A 20,679-nucleotide genomic window follows, 5' to 3' on the forward strand; every position below is an offset into this window, starting at 1 on the left:
GCGGACGCGGAGTCAGCCTCACCGCTCCAGTTCGGCGGCCTTGGCCGCGCGCCGGGCGTAGACCTCCTCGCGGCGGTTCTCCATCTGCCGCAACGCGTCTTTGCGGTCACGCTTGGAGAGCCGGTCGAGATACGTGTGGCCGAGGAGATGGTCGCACTCGTGCTGAAGGCACCGGGCGAAGTAACCCGTGCCCTCGATGACGACCGGTTCGCCGTCCTTGTCGAAGCCCCGCACCACCGCCCGGTCGGTGCGGGGCACCGGCATGGTGGCGCCCGGCACGGACAGGCACCCCTCATGGTCGTCGATGAGCCGCCGACTGCCGGGGTCCGGCAGTTCCAGCACCGGGTTGAGGACGTGGCCGACATGCCGGACCCCGTCGTCGTCCGGGCAGTCGTAGACGAAAAGTCGCAGGTCGACGCCGACCTGATTGGCGGCGAGGCCCGCGCCGTCGGCCACGTACATCGTCCGGAACATGTCATCGATCAGCGTCGACAGCTCGGCGGAACCGAACTCGGTCACATCCCGGCACCGACGGTTCAGGACCTCTTCGCCGACCTCCGTGACACGGCGCGCCGAACCGCGCACCGCCTCCGCCGCCAGCGCCGGATACGAGTCGACGGGCACTCCCTGCACGCGGACCCGCCGGTCGACGGAGTGGGATCGGTCGTGATGAACGGACATGGTGGGGGTTTCTCTCCTTTTCGTACGCCGCGACAGGCGGTACGCGCATCACGGCACAGCGGCGCAGCGGTACGCGCATCACGGCACAGCGGTACGTACGCAGGCGACGGCAGTAGCCGCGCAGGCCACCGCAGCGGTAACGCACGCCACCACGCACCACGCACCACGCACCATCACCGTCGTCCGACACGCCAGAGTTGATCGACAAGTTGCCAGGTGCTTTGCAAAGTAGCAGACTTTGCAAAGTGACCGAAGACGACCTCACCTATCAGCCCGGCCGGACCCGCGACAGCGACGGACTGCGCGAGCACGAGGTGCGTACCGCCCTGCTGGCCCTGCTGGCGGAGGTCGGGACCGTCACCGCGACCGAGGCGGCGACCCGGCTCGGCTACAGCTCCGGGCTCTGCTCGTTCCACTTCCGTCAGCTCGCCCGCCACGGCCACGTCGAAGAGGCTCCGCACAGCGGAGGACGGGCCCGCCCCTGGCGGCTGCGGCGCCCCGGCCGTGATCACGACCGCGACGCCGATGTCGCCGCGTCCGCCGATGACGCGACACCCATCGACGACGCAACGCCTGCCGAGGGGTTCAGCGACCTGGCCCGAGGGCTGGAGGACGAGAGCTGGCGCCGATGGCTCGGCCAACGCGAGCAGGCGCCGGCCGAATGGCGCCGCGACGAAGCCTTCAGCGCCGTCGCCTATCTGACGCCCGACGAGATGAGCCGGGTGGCCGGCGTGCTCCGCCGCGCGCTCGCCCCCTATCAGGACCGCGAACAGCGCCCGTTGGCCCGTCCCGAAGGCGCCCGACCCGTGGCCCTCATCTCCCGGCTGTTCCCTCTCCTGCCCGAGGCGGGGGAGGGGGAGGGGGAGGGGGAGTCCTCCGACGCGGCGGACGACGGCTGAGGTGTGGATGGGCGTACGGCCATCGGTCATGGGATCGTTCCGGGCCAAACTCATCACATAAATCCGCCAGTTCCGGATAGTTGTGCCCATTGGGGGTTGTGAGGCGGCTGGAGTTCATGGCACTCATGTGATCGGGAGGCTCCGAGGGCTGCCGTCGACGGCAGTGGCTCGGCGGTCTCCCGCCGTTGTGCACCGCCGGACGCACCACCGTCCAGGCAACGGCACCTGCCCGAGCAAGACCCCGGTACCACCCGGATGAACTCGGATGAGGAGAAGCCATGCGCGCATCCATACGCTGGAGATCCACGGTCTGCGGCGTGATCGCCGTCACCGGCATAGCCCTCGGCACCGGAACGGCACACGCCGACGTCCCCATCGGCAAGGCCATGACCGGCAAGATGACCTACTACAACGACAAGGGCTACGGCGCCTGCGGCACGTACATCGACCCCACCGCTCAGGATTTGGTCGCGGTCTCCGCGTCCTGGTGGACCTCGGCCAACCCCAACAACGACCCGCTCTGTTCCGGCATAAAGGTGCAGGTCACCTACAAGGGCAAGACGATCACGGTGCCGGTCAGGGACAAGTGCCCCTCCTGCGCCTCGACCCACATCGACCTCGGCCAGGCGGCCTTCCGCAAGCTGGTCCCGGCGGGCACCGACATGGTCCCGCAGGTCAATTGGAAATTCGTGCGCTGAAACGGCGGCCCCGGCCGACCGTACTGAACTGACATAACGGCCACCTTGACTTGACGGCCACCCTGAATTGACAGCCCCATCGGTCCTGTCGACGGCATCGACCTGAACCACGTCGACCCGATCCACGTCGATCCGATCCACGTCGATCCGATCCACGTCGATCCGATCCACGTCGATCCGATCCACGTCGACCCGATCCACGTCGACCCGATCCACGAGAGACCAGTACTCCTGACGCAAGGCGCGACGCGGGCCCGATGGACGGCGGCACATATGCCGCACGGCCATCGGGCCCGCTGCTGCACGGGCCTACTGCTGCATGGGCCCGCTGCTGCACGGGCCTGCTGCGGCACCGGCCCGAACCGGGCGAGGACAGCGAGCCGACAGACCGACAACCGCCACCTTCCCCTGACGAGGAAGCAAGCAGCGCAAGCGACTTGCAAGGCTTGCGCTAGTGTTGCGTGTATGACGCGACGACTTGCGCTGGTGGCGAAGAAGGTGGGCGTCTCCGAGGCGACCGTCAGCCGGGTGCTGAACGGCAAGCCCGGAGTCTCGCAGGCCACCCGGCAGGCCGTGCTCACGGCGCTGGACGTGCTCGGTTACGAGCGGCCGACCCAACTGCGCGGGGAGCGCGGCAAGCTCATCGGGCTGGTGCTGCCCGAACTGTCGAACCCGATCTTCCCCGCCTTCGCCGAGGTCGTCGGCGGCGCGCTCGCCCAGCGCGGGCTCACGCCGGTGCTCTGCACCCAGACGCCGGGCGGCATCCAGGAGACGGACTACGTGGAGCTGCTGCTCCAGCAGCAGGTCTCCGGCGTGGTCTTCGCCGGCGGGCTGTACGCGCAGGCGGACGCGGCGCACGACCACTACCGGCTGCTGCACGCCAGGAACCTGCCGGTCGTCCTGGTCAACGCCCCGATCCCGGGGCTCGACTTCCCCTGCGTCTCCACCGACGACGCGGTCGCCGTCCAGCAGGCGTGGCGCCACCTCGCCTCGCTCGGCCACGAGCGGATCGGCCTGGCGCTCGGCCCGGCCGACCACGTGCCCTCGCGCCGCAAACTGGCCGCCGCGGAGGCGGTGGCGCGGGCGGCGGGCGCCGAGTTGCCGGGTGAGCGCGTGGTGCGCGGCATGTACTCGATGGAGGGCGGTCACACGGCGGCCGCCCGGCTGCTGGACGCCGGGGTGACCGGCATCGTCTGCGCCAGCGACATCATCGCGCTGGGCGCGGTGCGGGCCGCGCGCCGACGCGGGTTGCGGGTCCCGGAGGACGTATCCGTGGTGGGGTACGACGACTCGCCGCTGATGACCGTGACGGAGCCGCCCCTGTCGACCGTACGGCAGCCGATCGACGCGATGGGCCGTACCGCGGTGCAACTGCTGACGGCGCAGATCGACGGCAGGGAAGTGGTCCGCGACGAGATCATGTTCGAGCCGGAGCTGGTCGTACGGGGCTCGACGGGCCCGGCGCCGGCGAGCTGAGGGCCCGATCCCGAGGTCTTGGAGCCCAGCCCGTCGCTCTGAGGTCTCGACCTTCACACGGCGCGAGGCCGCCCCCGCCGCGTATCGAAACCAGCCCTACCACCTGTCAATATTTTGCAAGTTACGCGCGACATCTTGCCCTCCTCTGACCCCAGTGCTTGAGTGTGCGCCACCGCTCACCGCACCGCTCACGCTCAGAGGGGTCCACCGATGTCGTCCACATCGTCCACGTCGTCGTCCACGAGAAGCCGCCGTTCCCTCATACGCGCCTCCGCGGCCGTCCTCTCCCTGGCCGCGCTCGCCGGGCTCTCCGCCTGCGGCACCAGCAGCGACGGCGGCGATGGCGGCGACGGCGCGCCGGGCGGCAAGGTGAAGCTCTCCGTCAACGGGCAGCCGCCCACGACGCAGGCGTTCGAGCGCAAGCTCTTCGACAAGCATGTCCGCGAGTTCGAGCAGGCCAACCCCGATATCGACATCGTCCCCCACGAGGGCTTCATGGACCCGAAGACCTTCAACGCCAAGCTGGCGGGCGGCAAGCTGGAGGATGTCTTCTACGTCTACTTCACCGACACCCGCGGCCTGATCGCGAAGAAGCAGGCGGCCGACATCACCGACTACGTCAAGGACATGCCGCACCGCGGCGACGTCCAGGACGAGTTGATGAAGGTGTTCCAGGACGACAAGGCCCGCCAGTACGGCCTGCCGACCGCCAACTACTCCATGGGCCTGCTCTACAACCGCGCGCTGTTCAAGAAGGCCGGACTCGACCCGGACAAGCCGCCGCGGACCTGGGCGGAGGTGCGTGCCGCGGCGCGGCGGATCGCCGGGCTCGGCGACAACACCACGGGATACGCGGACTTCTCCAAGAACAATCAGGGCGGCTGGCACTTCACCGCCGAGCTGTACTCGCGCGGCGGCCGGATGGCCACCGAACAGGACGGGAAGTGGAAGGCCGCGTTCAACTCGGCGGCGGGCAGGGCCACCCTCCAGGACCTGCACGACATGCGCTGGAAGGACGGCTCCATGGGCAGCAAGCAGTTGCTCCAGGCCGAGGACGTCCAGCGGATGATGGGCAGCGGAAAGCTCGGGATGTACGTCTCCGCCGCCGACAACATCGCCGTCATCGCCAAGCAGTTCGGCGGCGAGTACCAGGACTACGGCCTCGCGCCCGTACCCGACGCCAAGGCCACGCTGATCGGCGGCGAGGGGTACATGGTCAACCCCAAGGCCTCGCCGAAGAAGATCAAGGCCGCGGTGAAGTGGCTGCAGTGGAAGTACCTGAACCCCGATCTCGTCGAGCGGAACATCCAGGACAACCTCGACGCCAAGCTCCCCATCGGACTGCCCATGCCGCCCACGCCCGACATCTGGAAGGGCTCCGTCCGCGACCGGGTGGAGAAGGCCAAGCGCGCCCACGCCAACGTCCCCGTCGGCAACTACCAGTCCTTCATGGACGCGGCGCCCCGCGTCCCCGGCCTCATCGAGCCCCCGGAGGCGCAGCAGGTCTACGCGGCGCTCGACAACGCGATGCAGGCCGTCCTCACCGAGAAGGACGCCGACATCGACGCGCTGCTCGCCGCCGCCCAGAAAAAGGTCGACCAGATCTACAGCGCCCTGTGATGGCCGCCGCCCCCGCGCTGGAGACCTCCGTGGCCCCGCCCCAGCCGCCGGCCTCGCCCGCCGCCGTGTGTCGGGAGCGCCGCGCCGCCCGCCGACGCCGCGCGGTGCGCGAGCACCTGACCGCGTACGGGTTCCTGTGCGCCGCCGTGGTCGTCTTCGCGCTGTTCTCGTGGTGGCCGATCATCCGCAACGTGCTGCTGAGCTTTCAGAACGTCAACTTCGCCACCGCCAACACCTGGGCGGGCACGGCCAACTTCGCGAAGCTCTTCCGCGACCCGCTGCTGGTCACGGCGTGGCGCAACACCGCCCTGTTCACCGCCTACGCGCTGGTCCTGGGCTTTCTCGTGCCGTTCCTCACCGCGGTGCTGCTGAACGAGTTCCGGCACGCCCGCGCGTACTTCCGCGTCCTCGTCTACCTCCCCGTGATGCTGCCGCCCGTCGTCGTGGCGCTGATGTGGAAGTGGTTCTACGATCCGGGGCCCGGGCTGCTCAACGAGGTGCTGCGCACCCTCCACCTGCCGACGTCCGGCTGGCTGGACTCCTCCTCCACCTCACTGGTCTCCCTGGTGATCGTCTCCACCTGGGCCAACATGGGCACCGCCACCCTGATCTACCTGGCGGCCCTCCAGACCATCCCCGGCGAGCTGTACGAGGCGGCGGAGCTGGACGGCGCCAACCTCTGGCAGCGGCTGCGCCACGTCACGATCCCGCAGACCCGGTTCGTGCTGCTGGTCCTCCTGCTGCTCCAGATCGTCGCGACGATGCAGGTGTTCACGGAGCCGTACGTGATGACCGGCGGCGGGCCCGACGACTCCACGGTCACCGTGATGTTCCTCGTCTACCGCTACGCCTTCGTCTACAACGACTTCGGCACCGCGAGCGCCCTGAGCCTGCTGCTGCTCGTCGTGCTCGCCGCCTTCTCCGCCCTCTACCTGCGCGCCACCCGCGGCGCCAAGGAGGACTGATGGCCGCCTCCACCCGTACGCTCGTCCGCCCCGGCGTGCTGCGCACCCGCAAGGGGAAGCTCGTCTACTGGACGGCGCTGGCCGTGGCGGTGGCCCTGTTCGCCGTCGCCTTCCTCGTACCGCTCTACTGGGCCGCGACGGGCGCGATGAAGTCGTCGGCGGAGCTGGCGCGGAATCCGCCCACGTACGTCCCCGAGCACTGGCACCCGGAGAACTACGCCCACGCCTGGCGCGAGATGGACCTCACCCGCTACTTCCTCAACACGGTGCTGCTGGCGGGCGGCGCCTGGCTGATCCAGCTCGCGGTGCAGGTCCCCGCCGCGTACGCGCTGTCCAAGCTGCGGCCCCGGTTCGGGAACATCGTCCTGGGCCTGATGCTGGTCACGCTGATGATGCCGGCCACGGCGCTGCTGGTGCCCGCCTACCTCACGGTCGTCGACGTGCCGCTGGTCAACCGGAACCTGATCAACAGCCCCAGCGCGGTCTGGCTGCCCGCCGCCGCCAACGCCTTCAACATCTACCTCCTCAAGAACTTCTTCGACCGCGTCCCCGACGAACTGCTGGACGCCGCCCGCATCGACGGCGCGGGCCCGATCGGCACGATGTGGCGGATCGTGCTGCCGCTGTCCCGGCCGATCCTCGCCGTGGTGTCGATCCTCTCCGTCGTCGCCGCGTGGAAGGACTTCCTCTGGCCGCTGCTCGTCCTGCCCGACCCGGCGCGGCAACCGCTGAGCGTCTTCCTCCAGCGCGTCTCCCAGGACACCCCGCTCAACAGCCTGGTGGCGGGCCTGGTGATGGCCTCGCTGCCGCTGATCGCGCTGTTCCTGGTCTTCCAGCGGCAGATCATCGCCGGCCTCGGCGCGGGCGGCCTCAAGGGCTGAGCCCGCTGCCCCCGCCTGCCCCGGCCGCTCCGTTCGCCCGTACGTCCATCAGCACGAGCCCGGCCCCGTACGCCCCCACGCATCGCGCATGAAACCGTACACACCCGTACGAAAGGACCCCTCCTTTGCCCCGCACGGACTGGTGGCGCACCGCTGCCATCTACCAGGTGTACGTACGCTCCTTCGCCGACGGCAACGGCGACGGGACCGGCGATCTGGCCGGGGCCCGCGCCCGGCTGCCGTACCTGGCGGAGCTGGGCGTGGACGCGCTGTGGTTCACCCCCTGGTATCTCTCGCCGCTCGCCGACGGCGGCTACGACGTCGCCGACTACCGCACCGTCGACCCGGCCTTCGGCACCCTCGCCGAGGCGGAGCGGCTGCTGGCCGAGGCGCGCGAGCTGGGGATGCGCACCATCGTCGACATCGTGCCCAACCACGTCTCGGACCAGCACCCGTGGTTCAAGGCGGCGCTCGCCGCCGGCCCCGGCTCGCCGGAGCAGGACCTGTTTCACTTCCGGCCGCCCTCCGACGAGCCGCCCAACGACTGGGTGGGCGAGTTCGGCGGCGTCCCCTGGTCGCGCACCGAGAGCGGCCAGTGGTACCTGCACCTCTTCAGCCCCGAACAGCCCGACCTCAACTGGGGCCACCCGGCGGTGCGTCAGGAGCACGAGGACGTGCTGCGGTTCTGGTTCGAGCGAGGCGCCGCGGGCGTACGGATCGATTCCGCGGCGCTCCTCGCCAAGGCAGACGGGCTCCCCGACATGCCCGGCGACGGAGCCTCCGGCGGGCACCCCTTCCACGACCGGCCCGAGCTGCACGGCATCTACCGCTCCTGGCGGCGGCTGGCCGAGGAGTACGGCGCCGTGCTCATCGGCGAGATCTGGCTGCCCGACGCCGAACGCTTCGCCCGCTACCTGCGCCCCGACGAGCTGCACACCGCCTTCAACTTCGACTTCCTGGCCCGCCCCTGGGACGCGGCCGAACTGCGCGCCTCCATCGACCTGACGCTCGCCGCCCACGCCCCGGTCGGCGCCCCCGCGACCTGGGTGCTGGCCAACCACGACGTGACCCGTACGGTCACCCGCTACGGACGGGCCGACGACACCGGCTTCGCCTTCGAGCGCAAGCGCTTCGGGGTGGCGAGCGACCTCGCCCTGGGCACCCGCCGGGCGCGCGCGGCGGCGCTGCTCACCCTGGCCCTGCCCGGCTCCGTCTACCTCTACCAGGGCGAGGAACTGGGCCTGCCGGAGGCGGAGATCCCGCCCGAGCTGGTGCAGGACCCGATGTACGCCCGCTCCGGCGGCGTGGACCCGGGTCGCGACGGCTGCCGGGTGCCGCTGCCCTGGCGCTCCGGCGGCGACGGCCCGAGCTGGCTGCCGCGCCCGGCCGGCTGGGAGCGGTACGCGGCCGACCGGCAGGCCGCCGACCCGCACTCGATGCTCGCCCTCTACCGCACCGCGCTGCGCACGCGCCGCTCCTTCCGCGACGCGGGCCCGCTGCGCTGGCTGCGTACGGACGCCGAGCACGCGCTGTCGTTCGCGCGGGCCCTGCCGGACGGCGGCGGCAGCGTGCTGTGCGTCGTCAACCTCGGCGCGGCGGACGTGGCGCTTCCGCCGCACCGCGAACTTCTGCTGGCCAGCGGCCCCTTGACAGCACGGGGCGCGCTGCCGCAGGACACGGCGGTCTGGCTGCGGGGCTGAGCGCCCCGGGCCGGGCCGCCGCCCACCCTCCCATCGAAGGGAATGTCATGGGCACAACAGAAAAACGCACCACAGAAAAACCCACCACAGAGAACACCGCTCATCGCACCGCACACCGCTCCAGAGCCTGGCGACCCGTGCTGGCCGCCCTGCTCGGCACCGGACTCCTGCTGGCCGCCGGCCCCACGGCCGTCGCGGGCACCGCACCGGACCCCGGCCCGGCCGGCGGCTCCCCCCTCCCCGTCCGGCTCAGCGCCGACGAGGACGCCGACCGCGCGCTCGACGGCGACCCCGGCTCGTACGCGCGGGGCACCGCCTCCCGCTGGGTACGGGCCGACCTCGGGTCGACCCGCCGCCTGGACCGGGTCGAACTCCGCCTGCCCGGCGCGGCCCAGCGCGTCCAGCTCCAGGGCTCCGTCAACGGCCGCGACTTCGTGGACCTCTCCGACGCCCGCCCCCGCGCCGGCCACGTCACGCTGCGCCTCGGCGGCACCCCGCTGCGCTACGTCCGCGTCGCCGGAGCGCAGCGCGTCGGCGAAGTCGCCGTGTACCCCGCGGCGTCGGGCGACACCACACCCCCGAAGGCGCCGGGCGGCATCCGGCTGAACGGCGCCACTCTGAGCTGGGCACGCGTCGCCGACGCGGCCGGATACGACGTCTACGCCGACGGCCGGCTGCGCACCAGGCTCCCCGCGACGGCGACGAGCTGGCAGGACACCACGGCGCCCGGCGGCAGCGAGCACACCACCGCGTACCGCGTACGGGCCCGCGACGCCGCCGGCAACGAGTCGCCCGACAGCCGCACGGCCAACCGCACCGTCGCGGCCGGCAAGGGCTCCACGCGCCCCGCGTTCACCCCGTCGGCCGGCAAGCCCGCCCCCGCCCCGGCCCAGCGGCAGGGCAAGGCGGCGACCGGCGCCACCATGCCGTACCGGACCGTCGAGGCGGAATCCGCCGCGACCGGCGGCGGCGCCCAGGTCGTCGGGCCCAACCGGAAGATCGGCGATCTGGCGGGCGAGGCGTCGGGCCGCAAGGCCGTGACCCTCAAGGAGACCGGCCAGTACGTCGAGTTCACCACCCCCGTGGAGACCAACACCCTCGTCACCCGGTTCTCCATCCCGGACGCCCCGGGCGGCGGCGGCATCAACGCGACGCTGAACGTCTACGTGGACGGCGCGAAGACGAAACCGCTCGACCTCACGTCCAAGTACGCCTGGCTTTACGGGCCCGAGGCGGGGCCGGTGAACGACCCGGGCGCGGGGCCCGCCCGGCACATCTACGACGAGGCGCGCCTCGACCTCGGCCGCACCGTACCGGCGGGCAGCAGGATCCGGCTCCAGAAGGACGCCGGCAACTCCTCCTCGTACGCCATCGACTTCGTCGACTTCGAGAAGGTCACCGCCCTCCCCAACCCGGACCCGGCGGCGTATGTGCAACCGGCCGGATTCGGCCACCAGGACGTGCAGAACGCGCTGGACAAGGCCCGGATGGACACCACCGGGAAGCTCAAGGGCGTCTATCTGCCGCCGGGCGACTACGAGACCTCCAGCAAGTTCCAGGTCTACCTGAAGCCCGTGAAGGTCATCGGCGCCGGACCGTGGTTCACCCGCTTCCACGCCCCCGCCGGGCAGCAGAACACCGACATCGGCTTCCGCGCGGCGGACGGCGCGGGCGGCTCGACGTTCTCCGGCTTCGCGTACTTCGGGAACTACACCTCGCGCATCGACGGGCCCGGCAAGGTCTTCGACTTCCAGAACATCTCGGGCATCACCCTCGACAACATCTGGGCCGAGCACCTGGTCTGCCTCTACTGGGGCGCCAACACCGACCGGATGACGATCAAGAACAACCGCATCCGCGACACCTTCGCCGACGGTCTGAACATGACCAACGGCTCCTCCGACAACCTCGTGACCAACAACGAGGCGCGGTCCACCGGCGACGACTCGTTCGCGCTGTTCTCCGCCCTCGACGCGGGCGGCGGCGAGCAGACGAACAACGTCTACGAGAACCTCACCTCCAAGCTCACCTGGCGCGCCGCGGGCCTGGCCGTCTACGGCGGTCAGCTCAACACCTTCCGCAACATCCGGGTCACCGACACCCTGGTGTACGCGGGGGTCACCATCTCGTCGCTGGACTTCGGGTTCCCGATGAACGGCTTCGGCCCCGGCCGCACCACGTTCGAGAACCTCGCCCTCGACCGCACGGGCGGCCACTTCTGGAACGGGCAGACCTTCCCCGGCATCTGGCTCTTCTCGGCCTCGAAGCCGTTCCGGGCGATCCGGGTGAACGGCGCCGTGATCACCGACCCGACGTACCACGGGATCATGTTCCAGACGAACTACGTCGGAGGGCGGCCGCAGAACCCGGTCGAGGACACGGAGCTGTCGGACGTGACCGTCTCCGGGGCGAAGAAGAGCGGCGACGAGTACGACGCGAGGTCCGGCTTCGGGATCTGGGCCAACGAGATGCCGGAGCCGGGCCAGGGCCCGGCCGTGGGCGCGGCCACGTTCCGGCGGCTGACGCTGCGGGACAACGCGGAGAACATCCGTAACACCACCTCCACATTCAAGATCAATGTGATGTGAGGGGCGGGCTCCGGGTTCGACGGCCGGGCCTTGGGCCCGGATGGTCGGGCCCGGGGCACGGGGGTTCAGCGGCCGGGCCGCGTGCTCGGCCAGCCGGGCCCGGGACCCGGTGGCCGGGTCGCCGCGGAAGGGGCGGCGGCCCGGCCGTGGGCCGGGGTGAGGCCGTTGATTCCGGCATGTGGACGCAGGGGAAACGTTCCTGCGGGTGGGCGCCGCGCACCGTGTCGGCGTTGCCCTGGCGCGGACGCCACGGAGCACGTATACGGAGAGGATGGACGATCCCTTCCGCTTCAGCGAACCACTCCTCATCTGCGATCAACTCCTGTCCAACTCCGTCGGGTTGCCGGGCGGGCGCGGCGACCTCACAGCCGACACGGACGAGCGCGCCCCCGCCCGGCCGAAGGCGGAGCCGCCCGCATCGAAGGAATGACCCGGTACGGGGCGGGGCGACGCCGGGCGCTGCCTCGGATCGGCTGACATCGCGCTCCCGAGCGCTCGGCTCGCGGAAGCGTCGCGAACCGCACGGTTCACGGGGCGGGGGAGGGACGTACGAGCGCGAGCGCGCGCCGGCGCACGGCGGTCGCTTGGCGCTGGCGCGGGAAACGGCGCAGCTCCTCGTGGAGGCGGCCGAGGGCCCGGTCGGCCTGCTCCGAGTGCAGGTGGGGATACTCGTCGAGGAACGCGTGCCAGTGGGAACAGGACGCCTCCACGAGCCCCATGGACAGCAGCGTCTCGGCGAGCCGGGCCTGGGTGAGGACATGCGCCCTGCGCTGGCCGGGCGCCCGGTGCCGAGCGGAGGCCGCGAGGGCGGACACCGCCTGGGACGGCTCGTCCAGCGCGCGCAGCACCTGGGCCCGTTGATAGTCGAGGCCCGCCCGCGGATAGGCGGTGAAGGGGCCGGGAGGACTGGACGCCTGCTCATGATGGCGTTCCGCCGCCGCCAGATCGGCGAGAGCGCGGCGCGGCTGGCGCTGGCGGGCGTAGACATGGGCGCGCTGGGACAGCAGGAACGACCGGGTGGCCGGCCCGGCGTCGATCCCGGCGGCGTCCACCGCTGTGTCGGCGAGGCTCTGGGCGTGGAGCGGGTGCCCCAGATTCAGGGCCTGCGCGCTCATGGCGCGCAGCGTGACCGCGTACAGCCGCCGGTTCCCGGCCTCCTGGGCGAGCCGCAGCGCGGTGTGGAAGTACCGCTGCGCCAGGCTGTGGTGGCCGGAATCGTCGGTCATGACGGCGAGCAGATGAGCGAGCTGCACGGTACCGGACAGCAGCTCGCGGTGGACGGGGCAGGGGGCCGGGGCGACGAGCAGCCGGCCGGCGCCCTCGGCGAGGTAGGCGGTCAGCGCGGCCCGGACGTGGGCGCCGCCGTGCCGCTCGGCGAGTAGAGCGAAGGTCTCCGTCATCGACTGCAACGCCAGGGCGTCGGCGGAGGTGGCCCGGGCTTCCGGCCCGCGCGGCCGGTCCGGCGGACGCGGCCGCCAGCCGGGCAGGGCCAGGGCGCTCGGGGCGTAGACGGTGGTGCGGGTCAGTACCGCCCGCCGCGCCGGGTCGACGTCCGCGCGGCACAGGGCCGTCAGATGGCGCAGGGCGTCCGCCGCCGCGGGACGGTCGGGCGGCCGGGGCGGCGGCGCCTGCCCGGGCCGGAGCAGCCCGGTGTCCTCGGCGGTGACGACCCGTCGGACGCGGTGGCCGAAGGCCGAGGCGACGAGCTCGGGCACCGGCGGCCGGGGCCGGGAGCCGCTGAGCCAGTGGGCCACCGACGTACGGTCGTAGCGCAAGGTCAGGCCCTGCGCCGCGGCCAGGGAGTTGACGGCCCGGGCCAGCTCGCCGGCGGTCCAGTCGGCCTCGACGAGCAGGGCGGACAGCAGCGTGTTGGGGGCGTGGCGGGCCATGCGCGGTCTCCGTTCTTCCTCACGCCCTCGCCGCACGAGGGCCACGCGCGCACAGGCGGTTCGCCGCCCGCGCGGAGCGGTCGACGGCGGTCCGTCCGGGGGCGTGGCGGGGGTGCTTTCCTTTCCCCTTGCCCGCTGCCACCGGCCTCATCCGCCGCACTGCCGCCCCCGCGGCCGCCCGCCCGGGGGAGTGAATCGGGGACTCTGCCGGTGAACCGTACGGAGCCGGGCGGGCGCGGTACGGGGGTGGTGCGCGCCCCCGCGCTCCCACGTACTGTCGTGACAACTGGCCATACCCGAGTAGGGAGTTGCTGTGGAAGCGAACCATTTCACGGGCAAGGTCGTCATCGTCACCGGCGGCGGATCCGGTATCGGGGCCGCCGCCGTGCACCGCTTCGCGCGCGAGGGCGCGACGGTGATCGCCGTCGGGCGGACCGAGGAGAAGCTCAAGGCGACCGCCGCCGCCGCGCCCGCCGGCTCGACGGTCGCGACGCGCGCCGTGGACGTCGCCGACGAGTCCGCGACGACCGCGCTGATCGCCGAGGTGGCCGAGACGTACGGCCGGCTGGACGTGCTGGTCAACAACGCGGCCACCGCCACGGCCGGCACCGTGGAGGAGACCGACACCGCCACGTGGCGCAGAATCCTGGCCGTCGACGTCGACGCCGTCTTCTTCGCCTCGCGCGCCGCGCTGCCCCACCTCCGCCGCGTCGGCGGCAACATCGTCAACGTCGGTTCCGTGTCCGGCCTGGGCGCCGACTGGCGCCTGGCCGCGTACAACACCGCCAAGGGCGCGCTGGTCAACCTGACCAACGCCATGGCGCTCGACCACGGCCACGAGGGCGTACGCGTCAACGCCGTGCACCCCGGCCTCACCTACACCCCGATGGCGACGCCGCTCACCGACAACGCGGAGCTGCTCGCCGCGTACCGCGAGCGGGTCCCCATGCGGCGCGCCGCCGAAGCGGCGGAAGTCGCCGACGTCATCGTCTTCCTGGCCAGCCACGACGCCCGCTTCGTCAACGGTGTCCACATCCCCGTCGACGGCGGGCTCGGCGCGTCGAGCGGCCAGCCGCGCCTGTCCTGAGGGGCGCGGGGCGTCGGGGCAGACCTGGGCCGCTCGACCGGAGGCCGGGTAGCGGCCGGAGGGATGGTGCGGGGATGGTGCGGGGATGTCGCGTGGATGGCGGCAATTGGTCTGGGCCAAGGGGTGTACGGCCGCCATTCTGTTGACGAAGGCATGCCACGACTCATGCGTGCCACGCCCGATGCATGCGACGTCTCGCCGAGGGCGGTGCGCGTCCCGGCCGTACGCGCCTCAGCCGGAACGCGCACCCCCGAAGGCGCCGAGGCGCGCCACCCTGCGGGTGCGCGCTCCCGAAAACGCACCACCGCGAACTCGCACCACTCCACAGACCCACCACCGCGAACTCGCGCCACCCCGAAGACGCGCCACCCCGAAGACGCGCCACCCCGCAGCCGCACCACCCCGAAGACGCGCCATCCCCTCCCAGGCGTCGAAAGGTGCCCGCCATGCCGCCACCACCCCCCTCCGAGCACCCCGAGCGCGCGGCTCGAAGCTCCGGCCTCGGCCGCCGTTCGTTCATCGGCCTGCTGGGCGCCGCCGCGCTCGGCGCCCACGCCTCCGCCGCGCGGGCCCTGGAGCCGCCCGCCCGAGGAGGCCGGGACGCCGCCGCCTCGGGGCAGGCGTTCCTGGGCACGTACGGGAACGGCATCATCTCCTGCGCGTACGACACCGCCACCGGGGCGCTCACCCGGCGCAGCGGCTACGCGGCGGTGACCAACCCCTCCTTCCTCGCGGCGGCGCCCGGCGGCAAGGTGCTCTACGCCCTCGACAACGGCGGCCGGCAGGGCGCGGTACGGGCCTTCACGATCGGCGCGAACGGCGCGCTGACCGCGCTCGGCGCCGCGCGGTCCACCGGCGGCGCCAACGTCACCCACCTCTCGGTCCACCCGGGCGGCCGGCACCTGCTCAGCGCGAACTACGGCGCCGGCAGCGTCGCCGCGCACGCCCTCAACGCCGACGGCAGCGTCGGCGCGCGTACGGGCCTGGTGCAGCACACCGGCTCCGGCCCCGACCCCAGCCGCCAGGAAGGCCCGCACGCGCACCAGATCATCACCGACCCCCGGGGCGCCCACGTCTTCGCCGTCGACCTGGGCACCGACAAGGTGTACACCTACCGCCTCGACGCCCAGAGCGGCGCGCTGCGGCCGGTCTCCGAGGTCCGCTCCGTGCCGGGCGCCGGCCCCCGGCACATGGTCTTCCACCCCACGGCCCCGTACGCCTATGTCGCCAACGAGCTGAACAGCACCGTCACGGTCTACTCCTACAACCCGGCCACCGGCGCCCTGACCCGCGGAGACAGCCGGCCCACCGTCCCCGGCGGTTCCGGCCCCGCCGTCCGCAACTACCCGTCGGAGGTGGCGGTCTCGGCCGACGGCCGCTTCCTCTACCTCTCCAACCGCGGCCACGAGAGCGTCGCCCGCTTCGCCGTCACCGACGGCGGGGCCGCCCTCCGCCTGCTGGACACCGTGCCCAGCGGCGGCTCCTGGCCCCGGCACCTCAGCCTCTCGCCGGCGGGGAACCTGCTCTTCACGGCCAACCAGTACGGCAACACGGTCGGCGTCTTCACCGTGAACCGCGACTCCGGCGCCCTCACCGCTTCCGGCCCGCCCTTCGCCACATCGTCCCTCGGGTGCGTCCTTCCCGTATGACACCGAACGGCTCATCCCGTGCGGCCGTGCCCACGACCGTAGGCACGGCCGCGCACCAACCGCCGCGCGGGCGACCGCGCCAGGGCCACCACCTCCCGGGCCGTTTCGGCCACGGGGAAGAGAAACACCCGGTCGACGCCCTCCAGCGCCTCGGCGAGCGAGGAAGGCCGCGTGAGGTCTCCCGCGACCACGTGTACGCCCTCCGGGAGCCCCGCGCCGCGCGGGTCGCGGGTCAGCGCCCGTACGTTCGCACCGGCTCCGACGAGCCGCCTCACCACGTTCCCGCCGACATTGCCAGTGGCTCCGGTCACCAGGACCTCCATGGCACTCCCTCCGATCGTCGCTGCTCACGCCGGCGCCCGCCCTTCCGAGAGCCCGGCGCCGCGGCGAGAATGCCAAAGCGCGACGGACCGGCTCCAGTCTCGCGCCCAACGCATCGTGAGACGGCGGGACGGCGGACTCGCGGACGGGTGGGACGGAGCGGTCGGCCGGCGGGCCAGCGGGCCAACGCGACGGTTGGCGGCCATCCCGGACGCGAGTCCGCCGTCCCGCCGCGTCCGTCAGGTCTCGGTCCGCTTCTCCAGGCGGCTGCCGCGCGGCACGGTGACGGACATGATGTCGCTCGGGGCGTCCAGGGCGATGCGGTGCCATCGTCCGCGCGGCACCACGGCCGCGGTTCCGGCGCTCAGCGTGATCCGCTCCTCCGCGTCCCCCGGCTGCCGCGGGCGCAGGCAGAGCCGTATCCCGCCCGTGAGACAGGCGACGACTTCATCCGCGGCGGTGTGGATCTCCCAGTGGTCGCCGTGCACATCGGCGTCCGTCTCCACATGGAAGGTCATCACCTGCCAGCCGTCCCGCTCGGCGTCGAAGACCGGCTGCTCGGCGTGTATCCGGCCGTCCTGGCGCAGGTGGAGGAAGGAAGCGTAGAGATCGATCGGGGTGACGGCCATGCCGGGACTTCCCTTCGCGGTGAATCTGTCGGACGTGCGGGTGGGCTCGTTGAAACGGGCTGGCGGACCTGTGCTGGTGAGCTTGTGCAAAACGTGCTCGTGGGCCGGATCGGACGCGCTGGTGAGGCCGGCCCGGATGTGCCGGAGGCCGCTGCGGCCGCCGCGTCGGGAGCCGTACGAAAGGGGACCGGCCCTCCGGGAGCGCGGGCCCCTGCCCATGGCTGCGAGCGGCGTCAACTGAGGGCCGGCCGGCGGCCGGCCCATGGCAGCGCGAGTTCGAGGGCGCGCGCCACCCGCAGCAGGAGGTCTTCCTGCCAGGGCGCGGCGACGAGCTGGACGCCGACGGGCAGTCCGGTGGCGTCGTCGTGGTGCAGGGGGAGCGAGATCGCCGGCTGGCCGGTCACGTTGAACAGCGAGGTGAACACGGCCAGCGGATAGCTCTTCCGCAGAGGCGACAGCGGGTCGCCGTCGCCGTCCGCGCGCCAGAAGCCGACGGGCGGGGGCAGGCACGCCATCGTGGGCGTGACGAGCAGGTCGAAACTGCCGACGAACGCTTCGACGACGCACCGCGAGAGCCGCTGGGTGCGCTGCACGGCCTCCGCGTAGGCCCACGAGTCGACGGCGCGTGCCGCCTCCCGCAGGGCCCGGTTGTGCGGCTCGACGCGGTCCGGGTCGGCGAGGGGCACGCCCGCGGCGGCGGTGTTCCAGATCGTCGTGAACGCCGCGATCAACTCGTCCGTCGGCGGCAGCGGCAGGGGCGTGTCCACCACGTGATGGCCCGCGGCTTCGAGGGCCCGCAGCGCCGTGTCGACCGCCGCCAGGCACGCCGGGTCGACGCTCATTCCGGCGATCGGGGGCTCGACGAGCACCCCGACCCGCAGCCCGGCCGGCGGGGCCGCCGTGAGCGCGTCCGCGAAGGGGCGCCGCGGCGGGGACGGCGACCACCACGCGGCGGGATCGTGGCGGGCGAGTACGTCCAGGACGGCCGCCGAGTCGGCCACCGTGCGGGTGACCGCGCCGTCGGTGGCCATGCCCTCGCAGCGGACGGTCGCGTCGGTGACCAGACCGCGGGTGGGCTTGAGGCCGACGAGACCGTTGCACGACGCCGGGACGCGGATCGAGCCGCCGCCGTCGGCGGCGTGCGCGATCGGCGCCATTCCGGACGCGACGGCCGCGCCCGCGCCGCTCGACGACCCGCCGGGGGAGCGGTCCGGGTCCCACGGGTTGCGGGTGATGCCGAGGGCCTCGCTCTCGGTGAACGCCACGGAACCGAACTCGGAGGTGGTGGTCTTCCCGAGCGGCACGAACCCCGCGTCCGTGAACCGGCGCACCACCGGCGCCGACACCCCGGCCGGCGTCGGATCGGCCCCGGCGCTCCCGTAGGTCGTGGGCCACCCGGCCACGTCGAGGTAGTCCTTGATCGGGAGCGGCACGCCGTGGAACGGCGGCAGCTCCTCGGGCGACGCGGCGCGTACGACCGCGTCGGCGGCCATGGCCGCGGCCTTGCGGACGTCCTCGTCGGCCCGGTGGCAGTACGCGTTGAGCCGCGGGTCGAGCGCGTCCATCCGTTCCAGGTAGGCGTCGGCCGCCTCCAGCGGACTCACCTCCTTGCGGCGTATGGCCGCGGCGAGTTCGACGGCCGACGTGAACGGGTCGATCGAGTAGCGCGTCATCAGCGGTCCCTTCCGGAGCGATGTGGCGGGACCATCAGTGTTGGCGCACGGCCGGCAGCGGGTCTTGTACGAATGTCGCGACGACTTGCGGGACCGGGGGAGCCGGCCCGTAGCCTGCACCTATGCGACGTGCCGGGGGACCTCGTGAGGCTGCCGCGAGGTGGGACATCAGCACGCCGGCCCGACCCGGCCGGCTGCCGGGGATCGCCATGGCCGGATTCCGCGATCTCAGCACGGCCCCCCTCGACCTCCCCGTGATCCCGTATCCGGCCGTCACCGTGGCCGTCGACCTGGGCGACGGCCTGATCGTCGACGACGTCCACGGCCGTCAGCAGCGCGGCGGCGTCGTCTTCGGGCTCGTGCCCGACGGCGTTCGCGTGCGCGGCCGGAACATCGACTGCCTGCAGATACGGCTGTCACCGGTGCTCGCGCACGCGGTCCTGGGCGCCTCCCTGGAATCGGGCGGAGAGATGGTCGCCCTCGACGCGCTCTGGGGCCGCGACGCCGCACGCACCCACGAACGACTACGCGCCGCCGCCTCGTGGCCGGAGCGGTTCGCCATCGCGGAGGCCGCGCTCGCCCGGGCCCACGAGGCGGGCCGGGCCGTCGACCCGGAAGTCGCCCACGCCTGGCGGCGGGTGGAGGGCAGTCGGGGGCAGGTCCGCGTCGAGTCGCTGGCGGCGGAGGTCGGCTGGAGCCGCAAGCGGCTGTGGGCGCGGTTCCGCTCCCAGATCGGCCTCACGCCCAAGCGCGCCGCGCGACTGGTCCGCTTCGACCACGCGGCCCACCGCCTCGCCGCGGGGCACAGCGCCGGCTCGGTGGCGGTCGAGAGCGGCTACGCCGACCAGTCCCACCTGCACCGGGACGTCATGGCCTTCACGGGGGCGACGCCCACGGCCGTATCGGCCGCGCCGTGGCTCGCGGTCGACGACGTCGCGTGGGCGGTGCGGGGACGCGCGTCGTCCGGGCTCTGACGCGGCGGTCCCGACGGCCTGGCGCGGCGGCCTCGCCCGGTCCCGGCGGCCTGGCGTGGCGGGCTCGCCGTTCCGGCGCGGACCTACGGTACGTACGGGTGCGTACGCGTCCGCTGCACCCCGCGGTTCGCCCGGCGGCCTGGCGTGGCGGGCTCGCCGTTCCGGCGCGGACCTACGGTACGTACGGGTGCGTACGCGTCCGCTGCACCCCGCGATTCGCCCGGCGGCCTCATCTTGCGCGTGTCACTCCCGCGCGGTCCGCCCCCAGCGCGACAGCAGCGCGTCGACCGCCGCGTGCAGGGTCGCCGCGGGCACCCCGTCGCGCAACTGCGTGGACAGCCCGAGCAGAAAGGTGTGGATCATGGCCGTCATGCCGTCGACGTCCGTATCGGCGTCGAGTTCGCCCGCGGCGATCCCGCGCTCCACGCACGCCTTGACGCGTACCCGGTCGGTCTCGCGGCGGGAGGCCACGGCCGCGCGTACGCCGGCCTGATCCTCCCCCGGCGCTCGCGTCGTGCCGGACAGGGCGATGAGGCAGCCGACCGGGTGGTCGGAGTCGGCCTGCATGTCGATCGAGCCGTGCAGCAGTCCGGCGATGGCCTCGCGGGGGGCCAGCGACTCGTCCGCGACGATGTCGGTCACACCGCCCGGGCCCTTGGTGTAGTGCTCCACGACCCGTTCGAACAGCCCTTCCTTCGAGCCGAAGGTGCCGTAGAGGCTCGCGGAGGACAGACCGGTCGCCGCGCGGAGCTGCGTCAGCGACGTGGCTTCGTAGCCCTGTTCCCAGAAGAGCCGCATCGCGGCCTCCAACACGTTCTCCATGTCGAAGGCACGGGGGCGGCCAACGGACGGCACATGGACCTCCTGTGTCGCGACACGGGCACTCCGGCGTCTGGAGTGCCCTTTCATGCTTGCGCCTCCATATTGGACCATCCGCTCCATATGCGGC

Annotated in this window: 18 protein-coding genes; 12 read left to right on the plus strand and 6 right to left on the minus strand. The window is 72.5% G+C overall.

Going from position 1 to position 20,679, the window contains the following annotated elements:
- Nucleotides 1-18: 18 nt before the first annotated feature.
- Nucleotides 19-681, minus strand: a complete 663-nt coding sequence (def, locus tag IF55_RS04560; RefSeq protein ID WP_030874116.1) for a peptide deformylase — start codon at nt 679-681, stop codon at nt 19-21.
- 245 nt (nt 682-926) lie between these two features.
- Here def and IF55_RS04565 point away from each other — a divergent pair, with 245 nt between their 5' ends.
- From IF55_RS04565 to IF55_RS39165, 9 genes are all read left to right on the plus strand, one after another.
- Entirely contained in the window at nt 927-1,580 is a 654-nt protein-coding gene (locus IF55_RS04565; protein ID WP_030874114.1) for a helix-turn-helix domain-containing protein, read from the plus strand.
- A gap of 278 nt (nt 1,581-1,858) precedes the next feature.
- A complete protein-coding gene (locus tag IF55_RS04570; protein WP_030874111.1) occupies nt 1,859-2,278 on the plus strand; it encodes a cysteine/serine endopeptidase inhibitor in 420 nt (139 codons plus the stop codon).
- Nucleotides 2,279-2,743: 465 nt separating this feature from the next.
- Complete coding sequence (locus IF55_RS04575; RefSeq protein ID WP_030874109.1) at nt 2,744-3,754, plus strand: LacI family DNA-binding transcriptional regulator; 1,011 nt, start codon at nt 2,744-2,746, stop codon at nt 3,752-3,754.
- A gap of 210 nt (nt 3,755-3,964) precedes the next feature.
- Complete coding sequence (locus IF55_RS04580) at nt 3,965-5,374, plus strand: ABC transporter substrate-binding protein (protein ID WP_030874104.1); 1,410 nt, start codon at nt 3,965-3,967, stop codon at nt 5,372-5,374.
- Nucleotides 5,374-6,339 (plus strand): carbohydrate ABC transporter permease, encoded by a 966-nt coding sequence (locus IF55_RS04585; RefSeq protein WP_030874102.1) that lies wholly within the window; start codon nt 5,374-5,376, stop codon nt 6,337-6,339. Before IF55_RS04580 ends, IF55_RS04585 begins: the two co-directional genes overlap by 1 nt.
- Complete coding sequence (locus IF55_RS04590; RefSeq protein WP_030874100.1) at nt 6,339-7,220, plus strand: carbohydrate ABC transporter permease; 882 nt, start codon at nt 6,339-6,341, stop codon at nt 7,218-7,220. The genes IF55_RS04585 and IF55_RS04590 overlap by 1 nt, the downstream gene beginning before the upstream one ends.
- 125 nt (nt 7,221-7,345) lie before the next feature.
- Nucleotides 7,346-8,920, plus strand: coding sequence for a glycoside hydrolase family 13 protein (locus IF55_RS04595; protein WP_030874097.1), 1,575 nt, complete (start codon nt 7,346-7,348; stop codon nt 8,918-8,920).
- Between the two features lie 47 nt (nt 8,921-8,967).
- Nucleotides 8,968-11,508: a galactose-binding domain-containing protein gene (locus IF55_RS04600; RefSeq protein WP_030874095.1), complete on the plus strand. Its 2,541-nt coding sequence runs from the start codon at nt 8,968-8,970 to the stop codon at nt 11,506-11,508.
- 271 nt (nt 11,509-11,779) lie between these two features.
- Nucleotides 11,780-11,938, plus strand: coding sequence for a hypothetical protein (locus IF55_RS39165; RefSeq protein WP_157854226.1), 159 nt, complete (start codon nt 11,780-11,782; stop codon nt 11,936-11,938).
- A 97-nt stretch (nt 11,939-12,035) separates the two neighbouring features.
- On the opposite strand, the gene IF55_RS04605 is transcribed toward IF55_RS39165, so the two are convergent.
- A complete protein-coding gene (locus tag IF55_RS04605) occupies nt 12,036-13,397 on the minus strand; it encodes an NsdA family TPR-like regulatory protein (RefSeq protein ID WP_048831520.1) in 1,362 nt (453 codons plus the stop codon).
- Between the two features lie 313 nt (nt 13,398-13,710).
- On the opposite strand from IF55_RS04605, the gene budC reads away from it, so the two are divergent.
- Nucleotides 13,711-14,484 carry a meso-2,3-butanediol dehydrogenase gene (gene budC, locus IF55_RS04610; RefSeq protein WP_030874089.1) on the plus strand — a complete coding sequence of 258 codons (774 nt, stop codon included), beginning with the start codon at nt 13,711-13,713 and terminating at the stop codon, nt 14,482-14,484.
- A 446-nt stretch (nt 14,485-14,930) separates the two neighbouring features.
- Complete coding sequence (locus tag IF55_RS04615) at nt 14,931-16,133, plus strand: lactonase family protein (protein ID WP_078643601.1); 1,203 nt, start codon at nt 14,931-14,933, stop codon at nt 16,131-16,133.
- A gap of 11 nt (nt 16,134-16,144) precedes the next feature.
- Here IF55_RS04615 and IF55_RS04620 read toward each other — a convergent pair whose 3' ends face one another.
- From IF55_RS04620 to IF55_RS04630, 3 genes are all read right to left on the minus strand, one after another.
- On the minus strand, nt 16,145-16,444 hold the full coding sequence (locus tag IF55_RS04620) for an SDR family oxidoreductase (RefSeq protein WP_342668266.1): 300 nt from the start codon (nt 16,442-16,444) through the stop codon (nt 16,145-16,147).
- 249 nt (nt 16,445-16,693) lie between these two features.
- The gene (locus IF55_RS04625) at nt 16,694-17,083 is read right to left on the minus strand and encodes a cupin domain-containing protein (protein WP_030874083.1); all 390 of its coding nucleotides are present in this window, start codon (nt 17,081-17,083) and stop codon (nt 16,694-16,696) included.
- Between the two features lie 233 nt (nt 17,084-17,316).
- Complete coding sequence (locus IF55_RS04630) at nt 17,317-18,756, minus strand: amidase (protein WP_030874080.1); 1,440 nt, start codon at nt 18,754-18,756, stop codon at nt 17,317-17,319.
- A 209-nt stretch (nt 18,757-18,965) separates the two neighbouring features.
- Between IF55_RS04630 and IF55_RS04635 the strand changes: the two genes are divergently transcribed.
- Nucleotides 18,966-19,730: an AraC family transcriptional regulator gene (locus IF55_RS04635; RefSeq protein ID WP_030874078.1), complete on the plus strand. Its 765-nt coding sequence runs from the start codon at nt 18,966-18,968 to the stop codon at nt 19,728-19,730.
- 243 nt (nt 19,731-19,973) lie between these two features.
- Here IF55_RS04635 and IF55_RS04640 read toward each other — a convergent pair whose 3' ends face one another.
- The gene (locus IF55_RS04640) at nt 19,974-20,585 is read right to left on the minus strand and encodes a TetR/AcrR family transcriptional regulator (protein WP_030874075.1); all 612 of its coding nucleotides are present in this window, start codon (nt 20,583-20,585) and stop codon (nt 19,974-19,976) included.
- Nucleotides 20,586-20,679: the final 94 nt, after the last annotated feature.

The organism is Streptomyces varsoviensis (assembly GCF_000718635.1).
Lineage (GTDB): Bacteria > Actinomycetota > Actinomycetes > Streptomycetales > Streptomycetaceae > Streptomyces > Streptomyces varsoviensis.